The organism is Kitasatospora sp. NBC_01246 (genome assembly GCF_036226505.1).
GTDB lineage: Bacteria > Actinomycetota > Actinomycetes > Streptomycetales > Streptomycetaceae > Kitasatospora.
Map to the genome: position 1 here is coordinate 3,632,084 of NZ_CP108484.1, position 19,960 is coordinate 3,652,043.

The 19,960-nt window shown below is 74.4% G+C and carries 13 protein-coding genes; 3 read left to right on the top strand and 10 right to left on the bottom strand.

Annotated features, from left to right (window positions below; translation table 11 throughout):
* Positions 1-129: 129 nt before the first annotated feature.
* The gene (locus tag OG618_RS15815; protein ID WP_329492132.1) at positions 130-537 is read right to left on the bottom strand and encodes a cobalamin B12-binding domain-containing protein; all 408 of its coding nucleotides are present in this window, start codon (positions 535-537) and stop codon (positions 130-132) included.
* Positions 538-888: 351 nt separating this feature from the next.
* Between OG618_RS15815 and OG618_RS15820 the strand changes: the two genes are divergently transcribed.
* Positions 889-1,698: a M23 family metallopeptidase gene (locus OG618_RS15820; RefSeq protein ID WP_329488054.1), complete on the top strand. Its 810-nt coding sequence runs from the start codon at positions 889-891 to the stop codon at positions 1,696-1,698.
* Positions 1,699-1,834: 136 nt separating this feature from the next.
* On the opposite strand, the gene pcrA is transcribed toward OG618_RS15820, so the two are convergent.
* The 3 genes from pcrA to OG618_RS15835 all read right to left on the bottom strand — a co-directional run bounded on the left by pcrA (position 1,835) and on the right by OG618_RS15835 (position 6,623).
* Positions 1,835-4,468 (bottom strand): DNA helicase PcrA, encoded by a 2,634-nt coding sequence (gene pcrA, locus OG618_RS15825; protein WP_329488056.1) that lies wholly within the window; start codon positions 4,466-4,468, stop codon positions 1,835-1,837.
* A gap of 117 nt (positions 4,469-4,585) precedes the next feature.
* Complete coding sequence (locus OG618_RS15830) at positions 4,586-5,284, bottom strand: response regulator transcription factor (protein WP_329488057.1); 699 nt, start codon at positions 5,282-5,284, stop codon at positions 4,586-4,588.
* Complete coding sequence (locus tag OG618_RS15835; protein WP_329492133.1) at positions 5,277-6,623, bottom strand: PspC domain-containing protein; 1,347 nt, start codon at positions 6,621-6,623, stop codon at positions 5,277-5,279. The genes OG618_RS15830 and OG618_RS15835 overlap by 8 nt, the downstream gene beginning before the upstream one ends.
* A gap of 262 nt (positions 6,624-6,885) precedes the next feature.
* On the opposite strand from OG618_RS15835, the gene OG618_RS15840 reads away from it, so the two are divergent.
* Together OG618_RS15840 and OG618_RS15845 are read left to right on the top strand one after the other, a co-directional pair.
* A complete protein-coding gene (locus OG618_RS15840; protein ID WP_329488059.1) occupies positions 6,886-8,325 on the top strand; it encodes a PspC domain-containing protein in 1,440 nt (479 codons plus the stop codon).
* Positions 8,322-8,543 (top strand): hypothetical protein, encoded by a 222-nt coding sequence (locus OG618_RS15845; RefSeq protein ID WP_329488061.1) that lies wholly within the window; start codon positions 8,322-8,324, stop codon positions 8,541-8,543. Before OG618_RS15840 ends, OG618_RS15845 begins: the two co-directional genes overlap by 4 nt.
* Before the next feature lie 29 nt (positions 8,544-8,572).
* On the opposite strand, the gene OG618_RS15850 is transcribed toward OG618_RS15845, so the two are convergent.
* The 6 genes from OG618_RS15850 to OG618_RS15875 all read right to left on the bottom strand — a co-directional run bounded on the left by OG618_RS15850 (position 8,573) and on the right by OG618_RS15875 (position 19,920).
* Complete coding sequence (locus tag OG618_RS15850) at positions 8,573-9,622, bottom strand: Rieske 2Fe-2S domain-containing protein (RefSeq protein WP_329488063.1); 1,050 nt, start codon at positions 9,620-9,622, stop codon at positions 8,573-8,575.
* Between the two features lie 205 nt (positions 9,623-9,827).
* The gene (guaA, locus tag OG618_RS15855; protein WP_329488065.1) at positions 9,828-11,423 is read right to left on the bottom strand and encodes a glutamine-hydrolyzing GMP synthase; all 1,596 of its coding nucleotides are present in this window, start codon (positions 11,421-11,423) and stop codon (positions 9,828-9,830) included.
* Between the two features lie 1,156 nt (positions 11,424-12,579).
* A complete protein-coding gene (locus tag OG618_RS15860) occupies positions 12,580-14,301 on the bottom strand; it encodes a hypothetical protein (protein WP_329488067.1) in 1,722 nt (573 codons plus the stop codon).
* Between the two features lie 121 nt (positions 14,302-14,422).
* Entirely contained in the window at positions 14,423-16,225 is a 1,803-nt protein-coding gene (locus OG618_RS15865) for a GMC family oxidoreductase (RefSeq protein ID WP_329488069.1), read from the bottom strand.
* Between the two features lie 100 nt (positions 16,226-16,325).
* On the bottom strand, positions 16,326-17,969 hold the full coding sequence (locus OG618_RS15870; protein ID WP_329488071.1) for a succinic semialdehyde dehydrogenase: 1,644 nt from the start codon (positions 17,967-17,969) through the stop codon (positions 16,326-16,328).
* Positions 17,970-18,075: 106 nt separating this feature from the next.
* Entirely contained in the window at positions 18,076-19,920 is a 1,845-nt protein-coding gene (locus tag OG618_RS15875; protein ID WP_329488072.1) for a serine/threonine-protein kinase, read from the bottom strand.
* Between the last annotated feature and the right edge of the window lie 40 nt (positions 19,921-19,960).

The window sequence follows — 19,960 nt, forward strand, 5'->3', positions numbered from 1 at the left end:
CACACGGTCGAAGCAGGCGCACGGTGGAAGCAGCCGCTCGCCCGCAGCGGGCGCGCTACGGCAGGCGCGCACTTCGGCGGGCGCGTACCCGGCAGGCGCGCGCCCCGCGGAACACCTCCGCCCGAGGGGTCAGCTCGCGGCCCGCAGGTTCGCCTCGACCCAGGCCACCACGTCCCGGGTCGGCGTCCCCGGGGTGAAGATGTCCGCGACGCCCATCGCCTTGAGCTCGACGATGTCCTCTTCCGGGATGATGCCGCCGCAGAAGACCTTGATGTCCTCCGCCTCGCGCTCCCGCAGCAGCTCCAGCACCCGCGCGCAGAGCGTCATGTGCGCCCCGGACAGGACCGACAGCCCGATGCCGTCCGCGTCCTCCTGGATCGCGGTGTCGACGATCTGCTCGGGCGTCTGGTGCAGGCCGGTGTAGATGACCTCCATACCGGCATCACGCAGGGCACGCGCGATGACCTTGGCGCCGCGGTCGTGACCGTCGAGCCCGGGCTTGGCGACCACCACACGGATCGGGCCTGACACACCCATCACTGCCTCCTGGACTTCGTCGTCCACCACCCACCGGACCTCGTCGGGCACGGGCGCGGTTAACCAGCAATAACAACCTGAGGGGAGGTTAGCGTCACCCGGGCGGACTGACCGTGCCGCCCCTCAAGAGGAGGGCAAAATCACAGGCCCACCCCTTGCTACCGACGGGTAGACCCCGACGGCTCCGTCCGCAGGCCGCCAACTCCCCTCTTGACATACGGACTTTTGTCCGGATCCCGGCGTTACGGCTACAGTCTCGGCTGTTTTCCCCTCGCCTTTCCGTCCGTCCCTCCCCTCGCCCTTCCCCTCGCCCGACGATGTGCCCGAGGTCCACCGAGGAGGCAGCCCCCGATGGCTCCCGACGCAGCCGCCCGCCCGACCCGTGCGGAGCTGCGGGTGGCCGCCCGCGAGCAGTCGCGCGCCCAGCGCCGCGGCGCCGCCAAGGCCGCCACCCGGACCGCTCTGCTGCGCGTCGCGCTGCCGTCGATGGCCGCCCTCGGAGTGGCCGGGGCAGCCGCCGCGACCGTCCAGGGCGAGGCCGACCAGCAGCGTGCGCAGGCGGCCGGCCGGGCCCCCGAGCAGGCCGCCGAGGCCCCGGACACCGCGCCCGCCAGGGCCGCCGCCCAGCAGGTCCTCGCCGCGGGCGAGGCCGACCAGGCATCCCGCGGCGACGCCCGCGCTCCGCTCTCCGGCACCCAGCCCGCCGGCCCGGCGGGCGGGACGGCGCTCGCCGCTCCGGCCCCGGCGCCGGAGCCCGAGCTCCCGAAGGTCGTCCTCCCGGTCGCCCAGCGCGGGCTCGGCGAGATGTTCGGTGCGTCCGGCACGCACTGGGCGGCCCGCCACACCGGCATCGACTTCCCCGTCGACGGCGGCACCCAGGTCATGGCGGTCACGGACGGCGTCATCCGCACGCAGTGGAACCCGTCGTACGGCTACATGTCGATACTGAAGATGGCCGACGGCACCGAGGCCTGGTACTGCCATCTGCGGTCGTACAAGATCCGCAAGGGGACCGTGAAGGCGGGCGACGTCATCGCCTTCGTCGGCAGCAGCGGCAACAGCACCGGCCCGCACCTGCACTTCGAGATCCGCCCGGCCGGCGGCGGCGCCCCCGTCGACCCACTGCCGTGGTTCCTCGCCCAGGGCGTCGACCCCCGCTGACCGCGCCCCGCCGGGCCGCACCCTCCCCGACCCGCCAAGCCGGCCACCCCGACCCCGGCCCGCCCCGCCGGGCCGGTCGCGCCCACTCCGGCCCGGTGCGGACCCGGGTGGAACCCCGGGCCCGCGCCGCCGGGCCCTACAGCTTCTCCACCGGCGCGTACCGCAGCAGCAGCTGCTTGCGCCCCTCCGTCCCGAAGTCCACCGTGGCCTGCGCCTTGTCGCCGACACCGGCGGTGGCCACCACGGTGCCCAGGCCGAAGGTGTCGTGGGTGACGCGGTCCCCCACCGCCAGGGCCACGACCTCGCGCTCGACCGCCGTACCGGACCGCCGGGCCGACTGCCCCCAGCCCGCCTTCGGTGAGGCCGTCGCCGCCGCACCGCGCGACGCGCCCCGGGAGGAGCCGCCCGAACCGGCGGACTTCCCGCCCCAGGACGACCCCGAGGAGTACCCGCGCGAGGCCGGCACCGACGCCGCGCCCGTCCGCTTCCACTCCACCAGCGTGTCCGGGATCTCCTCCAGGAACCGCGAGGCCGGGTTGTAGGAGGGCTGCCCCCAGGCACTGCGCAGCACCGAACGCGTCAGGTAGAGCCGCTCCCGCGCCCGGGTGAGGCCGACGTACGCGAGCCGGCGCTCCTCCTCCAGCTCCTTGACCTGGTTGAGCGCCCGCATGTGCGGGAAGATGCCGTCCTCCATGCCGGTCAGGAAGACCACCGGGAACTCCAGCCCCTTGGCGGTGTGCAGGGTCATCATCGTGATGACGCCCCGGCCTTCCTCGTCCTCGTCCGGGATCTGGTCCGAGTCCGCGACGAGCGCGACCCGCTCCAGGAAGTCGGCCAGCGAGCCGACCGGCGGCGCGTCGTCCTCCCCCGCGTCGGGCCGCTCGCCCGGGTCCTGCTCGTACTCCAGGGCGACGGAGGCCAGCTCCTGGAGGTTCTCCACCCGCGTCTCGTCCTGCGGGTCCGTGGAGGACTGCAGCTCGGCGAGGTAGCCCGTCTCCTCCAGCACCGCCTCCAGCACCGCGGCGGGCCCGGCACCCGACTCGACGACCTGCCGCAGCCCGGCCATCAGGGCGTTGAACTTCTTCACCGCGTTCGCCGAGCGGGCGGCCATGCCGTACGCCTCGTCGACCCGCTGGAGCGCCTGTGCGAAGGAGATCCGCTCGCGCCCGGCGAGCGCGTCGATCATCGCCTCGGCCCGCTCGCCGATGCCGCGCTTGGGCACGTTGAGGATCCGGCGCAGCGGCACGGTGTCCTCCGGGTTGGAGAGCACCCGCAGGTACGCCAGGACGTCCCGGACCTCCTTGCGCTCGTAGAAGCGCACCCCGCCGACCACCTTGTACGGCAGGCCGACCCGGATGAACACCTCCTCGAACACCCGGGACTGGGCGTTGGTCCGGTAGAAGATCGCGACGTCGCCGGGCTTGGCCTCGCCCCGGTCGGTCAGCCGGTCGATCTCGTCGGCGATGAACTGGGCCTCGCCGTGCTCGTCGTCCGCGACGTAGCCGACGACCTTCTCGCCGTGGTCGCCGGCCGTCCAGAGCTTCTTCTCTCGGCGGCTGGTGTTCCGCTCGATGACGGCGTTGGCGGCGCTCAGGATGGTCTGCGTGGAGCGGTAGTTCTGCTCCAGCAGGATCGTGGTCGCGTTCGGGTAGTCCTCCTCGAACTGGAGGATGTTGCGGATCGTCGCACCGCGGAAGGCGTAGATCGACTGGTCCGCGTCACCGACCACGCACAGCTCGGCCGGCGGCACCTCGGCCAGCCGTCCGGCGGCCGGGTCCACGTAGTCGCCGTCCACGGTGCGCTTCGGCGCGGTCGCGGCGGAGCCCCCGCTGAGCTCCCGGACCAGCATGTACTGGGCGTGGTTGGTGTCCTGGTACTCGTCGACCAGGATGTGCCGGAACCGCCGCCGGTAGTGCTCCGCGACGTCGGGGAAGGCCTGGAGCAGGTTCACCGTCGTCATGATGATGTCGTCGAAGTCGAGCGCGTTGGCCTCGCGCAGCCGCCGCTGGTAGAGGAAGTAGGCCTCGGCCAGCTTCTTCTCCATCGGGTTGGCCGCCTGGTCGGCGTACGTCTCCTCGTCGATCAGCTCGTTCTTGAGGTTGCTGACCTTGGCCGTGAAGGACTTCGGCGGGAACTGCTTCGGGTCCAGGTCGAGGTCCCGGCAGACCAGGGACATCAGCCGCTGCGAGTCGGCCGAGTCGTAGATCGAGAACGAGGACGTGAAGCCGAGGAGCTTGCTCTCCCGGCGCAGGATCCGCACGCAGGCGCTGTGGAAGGTGGACACCCACATCGCCCGGGCCCGCGGCCCGACCAGCTGCTCGACGCGCTCGCGCATCTCGCCGGCCGCCTTGTTGGTGAAGGTGATCGCCAGGATCTCGCCCGGCTGCACCCCGCGGGCGCCCAGCAGGTGGGCGATCCGGTGGGTCAGCACGCGCGTCTTGCCGGAGCCGGCGCCGGCCACGATGAGCAGCGGCGAGCCCGCGTGCAGGACCGCCTCGCGCTGCGGGTCGTTCATCCCCTCCAGCAGCTGGGCCGGGTCCACCACCGGGCGGGCGGCGCCGTTGCGGTAGAAGGCGTCCCGCTCGGCCTGGGCCGCGTGGTCGGTCTGGAACAGCCCCTCGGGGATCGCCTCCTCGTACGCGTCGTACGGGACGTCGTCCTCGAACGGCGGCGGCTCCTGCGTCGTCGGGGCGGCGGCGGGCTGCTGCTTCGACCCGGCGGCGGGGGCCTCGAAACCGGGGAGCGGGAGGTCGTCAAAGAGGCTACTCATGGCACTCCGAGTCTATGGCCCCGCACTGACAAGCCCGCCCGGCCCGGAGGAATCCGGGCCGGGCGGGCGGCCTCGCGAGGGCCGTCGGCCCTGGCGCGAGCGGCGTCGCGAGGGCCGTCAGACCAGGCGGCGGGCGGTGGCCCACCGGGTCAGCTCGTGCCGGTTGCTCAGCTGGAGCTTGCGCAGCACGGCCGAGACGTGGCTCTCCACCGTCTTCACCGAGATGAACAGCTGCTTCGCGATCTCCTTGTACGCGTAGCCGCGCGCGATCAGCCGCAGCACCTCGCGCTCGCGCTGGGTCAGCCGGTCGAGGTCCTCGTCCACCGGCGGGGTGTCCGTGGCGGCGAAGGCGTCCAGCACGAAGCCGGCCAGCCGCGGCGAGAACACCGCGTCGCCGTCGGCGATCCGGAAGACGGCGTTGACCAGGTCCGTGCCGGTGATCGTCTTGGTGACGTAGCCGCGGGCACCGCCGCGGATCACGCCGATGACGTCCTCGGCGGCGTCCGAGACGGACAGCGCCAGGAACTTCACCTGCTCGCCCATCAGCCCGGCCGAGCGGCGCAGCACCTCGACCCCGCCGCCGCCCGGCAGGTGGACGTCGAGCAGCACCACGTCGGGCCTGGTCTCGGCGACCACGCGGACCGCCGACTCCACGTCGTCGGCCTCGCCGACCACGTCGATGCCGGTGACCTCGGTGCGCCCGATCTCGGCCCGCACCCCCGTCCGGAACATCCGGTGGTCGTCGACCAGTACGACCCGCGCGACCCTCCCCCCGCCCTCGGCCGGGGTCCCTCCCGTCGGCGCTGCGTCAGTCATTCGTTCTCTCCATCTCCAACTCGACCTCGGTGCCGCCGTCCGGCGCGGGCCGCACCCGTGCGGTGCCGCCGTTGCGCTTCATCCGGCCGATGATCGACTCGCGGACACCCATCCGGTCCTCGGGCACCGTGTCGGGGTCGAAGCCGGGGCCGTGGTCGCGTACGAACACCGACACCGTCTCTCCCTCCACCTCGGCGTAGACCTGGACCGGTCCCCCGCCACCGTACTTGGCCGCGTTGACCGTCGCCTCCCTCGCGGCCTGCATCTGCGCGGCGATCCGCTCGTCCATCGGGCAGTCGCCGACGACGACCAGCTCGACCGGAACGCCGTGCCGGTCCTCGACCTCGGCGACCACCGCGCGCAGGCTCTCCGCCATGGTGTCCGGCGCGTCCTCGGCGACCGCCTCCGGGCGGTAGAGCCAGAGCCGCAGCTCGCGCTCCTGGGCCCGGGCGAGCCGCAGCACTTCCTTCGGGTCCTCGGCCCGGCGCTGGATCAGGGTCAGGGTGTGCAGCACCGAGTCGTGGACGTGGGCCGCGATCTCGGCGCGCTCCTGCGCGCGGATGCGGGCGGTCCGCTCGGCGCCGAGGTCCTGCCACATCCGCAGCGCGTACGGGCCCACCAGCACCAGGACGCCGGCCAGCACCGCCAGCGAGGCCTCCACCACCGAGCCGAGCGTGGAGCCGCTGCCCTGCATGGCGAGGAAGGCGATGGTGCCGGCCACCACCAGCAGCACACCGCCGCCGACCCGGGTGTAGGCCCCGCGCCGCTTCTCGCCCTCCTCCAGGCCGAACCAGCGCTGCCAGCGGGAGTCGTCGGCCTGCCGCCAGACCAGCGCGACACCGACGCCGATCGCCAGCAGCGGCCAGGTGTACGGCCGGGCGGTCTGCACGCCGAGCGCGTTCAGCAGGGCGATCAGCCCGATCACCACCATGACCAGCGCGGCGAGCTGCCCCAGACCGCCCTGGCGCCGCCCGGCCCGCCCCGGGGCGGGCTCCCCGCCCGGCTCGGCCACCGCCGTGGCGGGCTCGCCCTGCAGCGCGTGCTGCAGCAGTTCGCGCAGCCGGCCGATCCAGCCGCGCCGACCCTTGCTCAGCTCCGCCCCCGACGCCCCGGAGGCCTGCCAGGAGCCGGCCGGCACGAAGGCGCCGTTGACGTAGACCCAGTGCGCGCCGCCGCGCTGCGCGGGCTCGCCGATGCCGATCGGCACCACGAACCAGAACGCCGCGTACAGCAGTGCGCCGATCCCCTGCGCGAAGAAGAGCAGCACGAAGGCGACCCGGACCCAGGCGACCGGCAGCCCGAGGTGCACCGCGAGCCCGTGCGCGACGCCGCCGAGCATCCGGCCCTGGGGGCTCCGGTAGAGCCGCCGGTACGGCGGGCGCTCGCTGCCGGGCACGGCCGGGTCGGCGACGGCCGCCGACACGGGGTCGGGGACGAGGGGGCGGGGATCGGTACCGGGTGCTGCCACGGCACCGATGGTTCCACGCACGCGGGCCCGGGCGCATCAGGGTGGAGCCCCCATCCCTCTCAGGGACAAGTCAGGGTACGGACAGGGCTCGCACCGGTTGGGCGGCGCCGCCGGAGCCACCAGGATGGTGGGCATGACCGAGGACCACCGCATCCAGGAGACCGGGACGAGCGCCCCCCCGGCACCCGACCGCCCGCCGCTGAACCGCACCGAGCACCACCGCGTGGTGGCCGGGGTCTGCGGCGGCCTGGGCCGGCACCTGGACATCGACCCGGTGGTCTTCCGGGTGGTGACGGTCGTGCTCTGCCTCTCCGGCGGCCTCGGGCTCTTCCTGTACGGGCTGGCCTGGCTGATCATCCCGACCGAGCCGGTCCCGGACGGCCGGGGCGGCAGCAAGGGCGGCCGCACCGAGCTCCAGCGGGTGCTCACCGGCCGGGTGGACGGCCAGTCGATCGGCGCGGTGCTGCTGACCGTGATCGGCACCGGCGTCTTCTTCGCCTCGATGGGCGACGGGGACACCATGTTCCCGCTGCTGCTGCTCGGGGCCCTGGTCTTCCTGGCGGTCCGCTACGACCCGGAGCGGCGCCACGGCCGGCCGCGCGGGCGCCGACGCGGCCGGGACCGGCGGCACGGCCCGTACGACCGGTGGTTCCCGGAGGCCGAGCCGGCCCCCGCCGACCACTCCTGGCCGCGCACCGACGAGGGCGAGCGGGCCCGCGAGCGGCACGCCCGGGAGCGGGCATCCGGCACGGTGCCGGCCGACACCCCGCACGCGGGCCCGAGCGGCTACCTGTGGGACCCCCGCCACCCCGAGCGCAACCCGTACGGCGCAACCGCCACGCCTCCTCCCGGCGGCCCCGCGCAGCCCTGGTGGCAGCGCCCCGACCTGCCCGAGGGCGACCCGCTGCGCAAGGGCGGTCCGGCCGCCCCTCCGCCGCCGCGGCCGGTGGTGGTGCACCGCCGGCACGAGCGCTCGCCGCTCGGCCTGATCGGGCTGCTCCTGGCGGTCGGCGCGGCCAGCGCGGTCTGGTCGGCCTCCGCCCACGGCGGCGCCGAAGTGGTGACCGGCACGGTACTGGCCACCGCGCTGCTGGTGGTCGGGCTGACCCTGCTGGTGGGCGCCAAGTTCGGCCGGGCCCGCCGGCTGGTCGTCCCGGGCCTGCTGCTCACCCTGGCGCTGGCGTTCACCCACGGCTCGTCGTTCTCGGTCCAGAACGCCGTCGGCGACCGCGACTGGACGGTCGTCTCGGCGGGCGACCTGGACGACCGGTACACGCTCGGACTCGGCAACGGCCGGCTGGACCTCAGCGGGCTGGACCCGGCCGGTGCCACCCTGCACAGCACCGTCGACCTCGGCGCGGGGCAGCTCACCGTGGTGGTGCCGCCGGACGTGACGGTGAGCCTGGACACCAGGGTCGGGCTGGGCAACGTCAAGGTGCCCGGGTCGGACGAGGTCAGCGGCAACAGCTCCCGCGGCTTCCAACTGCACCCGGTGAACGGTCAGGCATCCAAGGGCACGCTCGTCCTCTCGCTGAGGGTCGGGCTCGGCGACATCAAGGTGGTCCAGTCGTGAGGAAGCACCAGCTCGACCTGTTCTCGCTGATCGCGGGAGGCCTGTTCACCGTGATCGCGGTGCTCTACCTGGTGGCGGCGATCAACGACGTCTCCGTGAACGGCCGGATCGTCATCCCGGTGACCTTCATCGTGCTCGGCGTCGGCGGGCTGGCCGGGGCGGTCGCGGCGGCGGTGCGGCGCGGCCGTCCGGAGCCGCGGGACCAGGACGCGCCCTGACGGGCGCGCCCCGGCGGGGGCCGCGCAGCTCAGCTCTGCAGCGGCCCGAGGTTCAGCTTGTCGCCGTCCTTGGTGACCCCGTACCGGGGCAGCGGCTTGGTGGCCGGGCCGTTGACCACCGCGCCGGTGGCCGCGTCGAACCGGGAGCCGTGGCACGGGCAGTAGAACTGGCCGTTCTTCGGCGCGTCGACCGCGCAGCCGGAGTGCGTGCAGATCGAGGAGAGCCCGCAGTACTGGCCGGCCTTGGGCTGGACGATGTAGACCGCGTCACCGGTGGCCGGGTCCTTGACCTGGGCCGAGCCGCCGACCGGGACGCTCGCGGCGTCCACCGAGACGGGCGGTCCGGCGGGCGCCGGCGCGGCCGAGGGGCCGACGGCCTTCTTGTCCCGGCCGAAGGTGGCGGTCAGCGAGCCGGTGAGCAGCCCGGCGCCGCCGATCGCGACGGCCGCGATCCCACCGTCCATCAGGGCCCGCCGCCGGACGTGCTGCTCGCGCAGCCCGCGCTCGCGGTCCCGGGCGGCCCGCCGGGCCAGGTAGCCGTCCAGCGAGAGGTACGGGGTGCCGGCCAGCACCAGCGGGGTCCAGGCCATCAGGTAGGCCAGGTCGTTGCCGAGGTAGTACGGCGAGACGTTCCAGCTGACGGTCAGCCAGAGGCTCAGGTTGATCAGCGCGCCGCCGAGCGCCGCGACCCGGCCCCAGAGGCCGAGCAGGGTGCCGAGGCCGACCGCCAGCTCGCCGAAGGCGACGGCGAGCGCGAACAGGGTCGGCGCGTCGAGCGCGGCTCCGAGCAGGAACGAGATCGGGCTGGAGCCCTTGGCCGCCTGGGTCTGCGAGACGAACGACGCCGGGTCGCCCGCGCCGGCCAGGTAGTGCGAGTCGGCGAGCTTGTCCAGCGCCGCGTAGACGAAGGTGACGCCCAGGAAGATCCGCAGCGGCAGCAGCGCGTACCGGGAGGCGGCCGCCTTGCGCTGGGCCAGTCGCCCGGCCCTGCCGCCGCCCGCCGCCACCGCGCCGGTCACCGTGGAGTCGCCCGCCGCCGTGGAGCTGCTGGTCGCCACGGAGCTGCTGGCCTCCGACATCCCTCACACCTTCCTTCACGGCCCGCCATCACCTGACAGGTCCGGTCCGCATTCTGCACGCTCGTGAGCGCTTTCGGTGGGAGATCCCACCCGGCGGGCGCCCGGTGCCCCGGTCCGCCACCGCGAACGGCCGCGCCGTCGCTCCCTTGTGTACGGGAACGACGGCGCGGCCGTTCAATGCCGGTTCAGGGCCGGCGGGGAGTGCCTACTCCCACTCGATGGTGCCCGGCGGCTTGCTGGTGCAGTCCAGCACCACGCGGTTCACATCGGCGACCTCGTTGGTGATCCGGGTGGAGATCTTCGCCAGCACGTCGTACGGCAGGCGCGACCAGTCCGCCGTCATGGCGTCCTCGGAGGAGACCGGGCGCAGCACGATCGGGTGGCCGTACGTCCGGCCGTCGCCCTGGACGCCGACGCTGCGGACGTCCGCGAGCAGCACCACCGGGCACTGCCAGATCTCACGGTCCAGGCCGGCCGCGGTCAGCTCCTCGCGGGCGATCGCGTCGGCCTCGCGGAGCAGGTCCAGGCGCTCCTTGGTGACCTCGCCGACGATCCGGATGCCCAGGCCGGGGCCCGGGAACGGCTGGCGCTGGACGATCTCCTCCGGCAGGCCGAGCTCCTGGCCGACCATCCGGACCTCGTCCTTGAAGAGCTTGCGCAGCGGCTCGACCAGCTGGAACTGCAGGTCCTCGGGCAGGCCGCCGACGTTGTGGTGGGACTTGATGTTGGCGGTGCCGGTACCGCCGCCGGACTCCACCACGTCCGGGTACAGGGTGCCCTGGACCAGGAAGTCCACGGACTCGCCGTGCTCGCCGGCCTCGGCCACGATCTCGGCCTGGGCCTGCTCGAAGACCCGGATGAACTCCCGGCCGATGATCTTGCGCTTCTCCTCCGGGTCGCTGACGCCCTTCAGCGCGTTCAGGAAGCGCTCCTGCGCGTCGACGACCTTCAGCTGCACACCGGTGGCCGCGACGAAGTCCTTCTCGACCTGCTCGGTCTCGCCCTTGCGCATCAGGCCGTGGTCGACGTAGACGCAGGTCAGCTTCGTGCCGATGGCCTTGTTGACCAGGGCGGCCGCGACCGCGGAGTCCACGCCGCCGGAGAGGCCGCAGATGGCGCGCTTGTCGCCGACCTGGGCGCGGATCAGCGCGACCTGCTCGTCGACCACGTTGCCGGTGGTCCAGGTCGGCGCGATGCCGGCGCCGCGGTAGAGGAAGTGCTCCAGGATCTGCTGGCCGTGGTCGGAGTGCAGCACCTCGGGGTGGTACTGCACGCCGTAGAGGCGGGCCTCGTCGTTCTCGAAGGCCGCGACCGGGACCACCCCGGTGGAGGCGGTGACGGTGAAGCCCTCGGGCGCGGCGGAGCAGGCGTCGCCGTGCGACATCCACACCGAGTGCTGCGCCGGGACGCCCTCGAACAGGGTCGAGCCGGTGCGGGAGACCGTCAGCGGGGTGCGGCCGTACTCACGCGCACCGCTGTTGTCGACGGTGCCGCCGAGCGTCTTGGCCATCAGCTGGAAGCCGTAGCACATGCCGAAGACCGGCACCCCGGCCTCGAAGATCGCGCGGTCGAGCTGCGGCGCGCCCTGCTCGTAGACCGACGAGGGACCGCCGGAGAGGATGATCGCCTTCGGGTTCTTGGCGAGCATCTCCGCGACCGGCATGCTGCTCGGCACGATCTCGCTGTAGACCCGGGCCTCACGCACCCGACGGGCGATGAGCTGGGCGTACTGGGCACCGAAGTCGACGACCAGGACGGTGTCGGTCTCAGGCGCGGACTGGTCGGGAATAGCAGAGGACACGGACGGCCTTCCGGCAGCGGTATCTAGAGGTGTCGCGGAGCACGCCCCCGGAGGGACGGCGGCGGCGACGGGCGGGGGTCTGGGCACGAGTCTACCGGGCTGGCCGGTTTCACTCGTCTGCACGTCCAGGAGACCGTGACCGGCCGGGCGGCCGCTTCGTTGCATCTGACGAACGCACGACCGCGCCGCGCCCGCCAGGTGCGCCGCCTCCGCCCCGGCAGGGGCGCCGCCGTGCGGGCTAGCAGGACCACGCGTGGAGCTCATCCCAGTCCACCGGCGCGCGTGGCGCAGCCGCTGTCCCGGCCCCGCCGGGAGCGCTGCGCCGTGGGACCGCGCGCGGGTGCAGCGGCCGGCCAGCAGGGGACAGCGACCCCGGCCGTGACTGGACACCCAAGGAGGTGGGGCGGCCGGCCCCGGGGACGCCCGGGTACCGGCCGCCGCACCCCGGCGCGCCCCGGGCGCGCACCGTTCACCGTCCCCGCGCCACCGTGCGCTTCCCTGTGCGCTGCAGCACCACCACTACGCACGGTGATCATCGACAGCGCCTGCCCCGCGCCTCCCGGCGGACCGCCGAGCCGGTCCGAACGGCCGCCGCGCCCCGGCCGGGACGAAAATGGACTGTGCCGAATCATGCCGAATCGGTTGCAGAGCAAGCCCTTCGTCCAGCACGATGCTGCTTGGAAGAGGTTCTCCCGGCAACCGAAGGCCCCCGCGGAGTGCCGTCCCGATGCCTCCGAGACCCGCGATGGCAACGATTATCACCTCACGCTCCGTGAGCGAGAGTCCGGTGCAGGCATGCGCGCCGGCCCGCCCCGCCGCGTGCGTACCCGCCCTGCGCGACCGGCCCACCTCATGCCGGTGCCGCGCCGGCACCACCCAGAAGCCATTCGACGCGACGGCGCTCCTCCCCCGGCGCCGTCACCCCCAGCACCGGCGCAGCCCTGACGCCGAGTGCTGAGCGACAAAGGGCCCCGTTCCCCCGCGGGGCCCTTTGCCCTGTTCGGGGGCGGAGCGCCCGGTTCCGCACCGCTCCGGCCGCGCCACCGCTGCCGACCACGCCACCGCCGCCGGCCCGCGACCGCGTTCCGGCGGCGGTCGGCCGAGCCGCACGGACACGTGAGGGGCGCGCGGCTGCTGGCCACGCGCCCCTCGACCGCTACTGCTGCTTGCGCCAGACGCTCGGGTCGACCGGCTCGTCCTCGCCCGGCGACCGCGCGGGCGGCACCCCGCCGGACGGCCTCGCCGGCGGCTCCTCGTGCGAACCGATCACCTCGCTCACCCCCGGCCGCAGATCGGGTTCCGGCGCGATCCCCGCCTCCTGCGGCGCGCGGGCCGGAGCGGGCGCCCCCTGGTACGGCGCGTCCTGCGGCGCCGCGCCGGGCACCGCCTGGGCCCGGCCGCCGCCCGTGGCCGCCAGCAAGGGCGGCACCGCCAGCGCGCCGATCGCCGCCCAGATCACATTGACCGCCAGTACGGTGGCGAAGGCCAGCCCCACCGCGTACTCGGCGCCGAACTCCCGCTGCCGCCCGGAGTACGTCGTGGTGGAACTCGTCGAGACCACCGCGCCGGCGATCGCCATCAGCAGGCTGAGCCCCGCCGCGTACACCACCGCCAGCCGGAGCCGGTCGGCCGCGTCCAGCCGCCGCCGGTACGCCGTCCACCCGAGGAAGGCCACCGCGGCCAGCGCGAGCAGGCCGGTCCACCGCCAGTCGGCGCTCTCCCCGTGCAGGTCGAAGAAGGAGAACTCGCCGTTGTCACGCGGGCCGGACTCCCAGTCCGGGTCCGCGGTGGAGGGGCTCCCGCCGCTGCCCACCTTCAGCGTCGCCGCCGACCCCAGGCCGAGCAGCAGCAGACCGACGTTCGGCAGCACGGCCAGCGAGGCGCCGGCCTCGCCGCCCTCGCCCTGGACGGCGATCAGCACGAAGCCGACCAGCGAGGCGAGTCCGATCGTCATCGTCAGCGCACGGCCCGCCGCCAGCGCGGCCACCGCCCAGCCGCGTACCGCCCGGTTGCGCCAGGCCGCCCAGCGCAGCGCGTCCGTCCCGTGGACGGCGAACGCCACCAGCCCGGCCAGCAGCGCCGTCCAGCCGACCGCCTGGAGCCAGCCGGAGTCGGCCGAGTACGTCACACCGCCCAACGAGCCGGCGTAGTCGTCCACGTCGAACCGGCCGTCGGAGGTCCCCGGGTGCCAGTCGGCGCCGGCGACCAGGCCGATCAGCAGGGTCACCGCCGCCGCGGCCACCGCGGTCCGCAGCGCCTCGGCGGCCGCCTGCCGGCTGGTCCACTGCTCACCGGTACCGGCCTGGCGACGGCGCGCGGCGGCCCGCAGACCGATCCAGAGCGCGAGCAGCCAGAGCGCGGTGACCGTCATCGGCACCGCCCGGACGAGCGCCTCGCCGCCACCGTCCCCGTACCGGCCCCCGCCGGTGAAGCCCAACTCGAACGGCGCGCCGAGGGCGGCCAGCGCGAGGGCCAGCGCACCACCGAAGCGCTCGCCGAAGGACGGCGCCCGGAACAGGTAGAAGAAGGTGTAGTCGTCCGGGACCGCCGCGATCAGCGCCGCCAGGAAGAGCACCGCGGTCGGCGCGACCATCACCTTGAACGCCGGCCGCCAGTCCGCGCCGGTCAGCCCCCGCAGGACGGCCGGGCGCGCGGTGGCCGGGTCGTAGGGCCGGCCGGTGCCCCAACTGCCCACCGCCGGCGGCGCGAAGGCGGGCGGGGCCGGTGGTGCGGCGGGCGGCGGAGGCGTGAACCCGGCGGGCGGTGCCGCGGGCGGGGCGGGCGGCGGCGGGGGCGGCGGCAGCAGCGGCCGCCCGCACGAGGCACAGCCGAGCGCCCCCTCCCCCGAAGCCGCGCCGCACGATGCGCAGATGGCCATGGACCCCGACCCCCCCGTGAACGGTTGCTCCCTGGTCCCCCCAGGGAGCCCGTTTATCCCATCGTGCCCGGACGGCTGTCAACCGGCACCGGCCACGGCTGCCGATCGGACCGGCGGAGCGTCAGGAGACCTCCGGGTCACGCTTCTTGGGCACCACCGGAACGGCGAGCAGCGGCAGTCGCAGCGCACCGAAGGCCTCGGCCGGCACGGCCGGACGCACCGGCGCCACCGCCGCGACCCGCCGGTAGGCCTCGCCCGGAGCCGGGCGGCCGTCCGCCTCGCCCTTGTTGGGCCACATCGACATGGCCCGCTCGGCCTGCGCGGTGATCGTCAGCGAGGGGTTCACCCCGAGGTTGGCGGAGACCGCGGAACCGTCCACCACGCTGATCCCGGGGTGGCCGTGGAGCCGGTGGTACGGGTCGACCACGCCGGTCTCGGCGGAGTCGCCGATCGGGCAGCCGCCGAGGAAGTGGGCGGTCATCGGGATGTCGAAGATCTCGCCGACGGTGCTGCCCGCGAACCCGTTGATCTCGGCGGCCAGCGCCTGGGCGCCCTGCTCGGCCGCCGGGATCCAGCTCGGGTTGGGCGCGCCGTGGCCCTGGGTGGAGGTCAGCTGGCCCTTGCCGAGGCCCTTGGTCTTCAGCGAGACGGTGATCGAGTTGTCCAGCGACTGCATCACCAGGCCGATGATGGTCTTCTCCGACCAGCGGTGCTGGTTCATCGACCGCGCGAAGGTCACCGGGTGGCGGGCCGCCGTGCCCAGGTAGCGCAGCCAGCGGGGGCCCTTCCCGCCGCCCTTGACCTGCATGACGGACAGCGCGCCCATCGCGTTGGAGCCCTTGCCGTAGCGCACCGGCTCGATGTGGGTGTTCGCGTCCGGGTGGATCGAGGAGGTGATCGCGACGCCCTTGGTGAAGTCCGCCCGGCTGCCGTAGCGCCGGTCGGTCGTCTGCGCGCCGACCAGCGCCTCGGAGTTCGTCCGGGTCAGCTCGCCGAGCCGGGCGGAGAGCCGCGGCAGGTGGCCGCCGTCGCGCATCCGGTGCAGCAGCGACTGGGTGCCGTAGGTGCCGGCCGCGACCACCACCCGGGCGGCGGTGATCGTCCGCGCGCCCGCCTTGACCCGGTCGGTCGTGGAGCGGGCGTCGGTCCGGCGGACGTCCACCGCGAAGCCCTCGCCGTGCTCGCGGATCCGGGCCACCGTGGTGAGCGGGTGGATCTCGGCGCCACCGCGCTCGGCCAGGTACAGGTAGTTCTCGGTGAGCATGTTCTTGGCACCATGCCGGCACCCGGTCATGCACTCGCCGCACTCCACGCAGGCCCGCCGGGCCGGGCCGGCCCCGCCGAAGTACGGATCGGCCACCTCCTCGCCGGGCGCCGCCCCGACCGCGCCGTCGGAGTCCTTCCCGTCGCCGAAGAAGACCCCGACCGGGGCCAGGTGGAAGGTGTCCCCGACGCCCATCTTCTCGGCGGCCGCCTTCAGATGGACGTCGGACGGGGTGACGGTCGGGTTGAGCCGGACCCCGAGCATCCGCTGCGCCTGGTCGTAGAACGGCGCCAACTCCTCCTGCCAGTCCGTGATGTGGCGCCACTGGCGGTCCTCGAAGAACGCCTTCGGCGGCACGTACAGGGTGTTCGCGTAGTTCAGCGAGCCGCCGCCGACCCCGGCGCCCGCCAGGATCATCACATTGGCCAGCAGGTGGATCCGCTGGATGCCGTACAGGCCGAGCCTGGGCGCCCACAGGTACTTGGCGAGGTCCCAGGAGTTCCGGGGCAGTTCGTCGCGCTCGAAGCGCCGCCCGGCCTCCAGGACGGCGACCCGGTAGCCCTTCTCGGTCAGCCGCAGCGCGGAGACCGAACCACCGAAGCCCGAGCCGATCACGACCACGTCGTAGTCGAAGTCCGCCTCGTCGCGGGACGCCACCATGTGCCACTGCTCCTTCGGGATACGAACGGACTTCGGGGCCGGGCGCCCGGGCCGGGCGGCTCCGCCGGTCGGTCCGGCCCTCGGGCCGGACCGGAGGGGACTACTTGAACCGCAGCGCCTTCAGGACCCGCAGCCCGCCGGTGAACACCGCGGCGAACTGCCGGTCGTCCAGGCCGAAGGCGGGCGCGAGCGGCATCACCCGCTGGCTGGCGATGGTCTGCGCCTCGGTGAACCGCAGGATGCCCTCGGCACCGTGCCGCCGGCCGAGCCCGGACTCGCCCATCCCGCCCATCGGCGAGCCGACCGAGCCGTACGCCGCCGCGTAGCCCTCGTTGACGTTGACCGTGCCGGTACGCAGCCGCGCCGCGATCGCCCGGCCGCGCCGGCCGTCCTTCGTCCAGACGCTGGAGTTGAGCCCGTACGGCGTGGAGTTGGCGATGGCCACCGCCTCGTCCTCGGTGTCGAAGCGGTACACCGAGACCACCGGGCCGAAGGTCTCCTCGGAGCAGACCGCCATCTCCGGGGTGACCCCGTCCAGGATGGTCGGCTCGTGGAAGAACGGGCCGAGGTCCGGCCGGGCGCGGCCGCCGGCCACCACCGTGGCGCCGGCCTTGACCGCCTCCTCCACGTGCCGGGTGGTGGCGTCCAGCTGGCGCACCGAGACCAGCGACCCCATGTCCGCGCCGTAGGCGAGGCCGCCGCCGAGCCGCAGCGCACGGGTGCGCGCGGCGAACTTCGCCAGGAACGCGTCGGCCACCGAGCGGTGCACCAGCAGCCGCTCGATCGAGATGCAGAGCTGGCCGGCGGAGGAGAAGCAGGCCCGGACGGCGCCCTCGGCGGCCCGGTCGAGGTCGGCGTCGGCGAGCACCAGCATGGCGTTCTTGCCGCCGAGTTCGAGCGAAGCGCCGACCAGCCGGGCGGCGGCGCGCTGGGCGACCTCGCGGCCGGTGCGGGTGGAGCCGGTGAACGAGACGTAGTCGGCGTGCTCGACGACGGCCGGTCCGACCACCGGGCCGTCACCGATCACGATCTGCCAGAGGTCGGCCGGCAGCCCGGCCTCGATCAGCAGCTCGCGGGCCCAGAGCGCGGTCAGCGCGGTCTGCGTGTCCGGCTTGTTGACCACCGCGTTGCCCGCCACGAAGGCGGGCAGCGCGTCGCCGATGGACAGCTCCAGCGGGTAGTTCCAGGGCGAGATGTGCCCGATCACGCCCTTGGCGCGGCGGGCCTCGACCGCCCGGGTGAGCACCGGCAGCGCCCCGCCGTGCCGCTTGTCGCGCAGGTACCCGTGCGCGGCGCGCCCGTAGTGCCGGGCCGCCATGGCGACGGCCAGCACCTCCTCGAAGGCGTGCAGCCGGGCCTTGCCGGTCTCCGCCTGGATGAGGTCCAGGACCTCGTCCTGGCGCTTGAGCAGCAGGTCGTGGAAGCGCAGCAGGACGGCGGCGCGGCGGCGGACCGGCAGCGCGGCCCAGACCGGCTGGGCGCGCCGGGCCAGCTCGTAGGCGACCTCGACGTCGGCCGGGGTCGAGCGCGGCAGGGCGGCCAGCGGCTCACCGGTCAGCGGGGCGACGGTCTCCACCAGGTCCGGCTCGCCCGCCGCGGTGACCCCGGCGGCGAGGCGGGTGACCAGGGAGGGCGGAACGGCCGCGGCGACGGTACGGCCGCCGCCGGGGGCGGCGGGGTTGCGGTCCGCGGCGCCGGCGCCGGGCTGCTCGGAGACCGTGGCATCTGCTGTGAGGTCCGTCATGGGGCGCAGCCTAGGCGCTCGGCGGCCGGTTCGGTACCCGTCGGTAACAAGAATGTCGGCGCGCCGCGGCGCGGCCGGGAGCCCGCCGACCCGGTGGGGCGACGGCTCAGCGGGTGGGCGTGAAGTCCTTGAGCACCGCGTTGAACCGCTGCTCCCCCTCCGGCCAGTCCTTGTCCGTGTCCGGGCTGGAGAGGTAGATGGCGTAGCCCGTCCCGTCGCGGTCGATGAACTCCGCCTCTATCGCCCGCCGCCGGCCGCCCTCCTTGGCCGCGTAGCTGAACTCCCAGACCGCCGCGTCGTGGCCGTTCACCAGGACGCTGGTCAGCTTGTGCTGGCGGTACTCCTTCAGCTTCGAGACCGTGGTCTCCATCTGCCGCAGGTGCTCCAGCGGCTTGACCGACTGGCCGACGGTGACGGCGAACTGGAGGTAGTGGGTCTTGTTGTCCGGGCTGTAGAAGATCTGGTTCGCGGTGTCGGTGCTGCGCTGCCAGGCCGGGGTGGCCACCGGCAGCGGGAACCGGAAGCCCGCCGGGTCGTCCACCCAGCGGTAGCCGGTGGGCGGGGGATCGGTGTCGCCGGACGCGGTGGGCTGCGGCGTCCCGGAGCCGGTGGCGGTCGGGGAGGGACCGGGCTCCGGGGCTCCCCGGTCACGGGTCGCGAGGAAGGTCGCCCCGGCGGCCACCACCGCGACGGTCAGGGCGATCGCGACGACCCGCAGCACGGCCCGGCGCCTCGCCGGGCCACGCGCGGGCGAAACGGAGTGCGCTCCCGGCGTGGGCGTGGCGGCGTGCGCTCCCGACATGGGGGTGGCGGCGTGCGCTCCCGACATGGGGGTGGCGGCGTGCGCTCCCGACATGGGCGTGGCGGCGTGCGCCCCCGACATGGGCGTGGCGGCGTGCGCCCCGGACAGCACGGCCGGTCCGGCGGGCCCCAGCGGCCCCGTACCCGGCCGCTCGGCGTCCACCGCGGCGTATACCGGCGGCTGCGGCGTGGTCGGCCCCTCGGAGTCGACGGCCGGGACCGGCCCGGCCGGCGCGTCGGTGCGGTCGACCACCGGCACCGACTGGGTGGGCGTCTTGACCGGCGCGACGGGCTTGAAGCCCATGGTGTGCCCGGCCTTCACCTCGGCCAGCATCCGGGCCGCCTCGTCCGCGCTCGGCCGCTCGGCCGGGTCCTTGGCCATCAGCGCGGCCAGCACCGGCCCCAGCGCCCCGGCCCGCCGCGGCTCCGGCAGCGGCTCGCCGACCACCGCGGCCAGCGTGGTCAGCGGCGAGGTCCGGCGGAACGGCGAGTCGCCCTCCACGGCCGCGTACAGCGTCGCCCCGAGGCCCCACAGGTCGGAGGCCGGGCCCGGCCGCTCGCCCTGAGCGCGCTCCGGCGCCAGGTAGTCCGGCGAGCCGACCAGGTCGCCCGGCCGGGTCAGCTCGGTCGAGCCCTCGAAGGTCGCGATGCCGAAGTCCAGCAGCACCACCCGCCCGGTGCCGCGCTCCAGCAGCACGTTGGCCGGCTTCACGTCCCGGTGCAGCACGCCCAGCTGGTGCCCGCGGTGCAGCGCGGCCAGCACCTGGCCGCCGACCTCGGCGGCGGCGCGCGGCGAGAGGGTGCCGTCCTGGCTGATCACATCGGCCAGTGAGCGGCCGTCGACCAGCTCCATCACGATCCACGGCTTGCCGTCCTGCTCCAGCACGTCGTGGACGGTGATCACGCCGGGGTGCTTGATCCGGGCGGCGGCGCTGGCCTCGCGCTTCATCCGGGCGTTCAGGATCTGCAGCTCCTCCTCGGGGAGGTGGCTGACGGTCAGCTCCTTGACCGCGACCTCGCGGTCCAGCATCCGGTCCCAGGCCCGCCAGACCGTGCCCATGCCGCCCCGGCCGAGCCGGTCGCCCAGCTCGTAGCGCCCGGCCAGCAGCCGCTCACCCTCGGCCGTCCCCGGCCGGTCCTGCACGCCCATCGGCGACCGCTCCCCCTCCTCCACCTGCCGTCACCGCGAC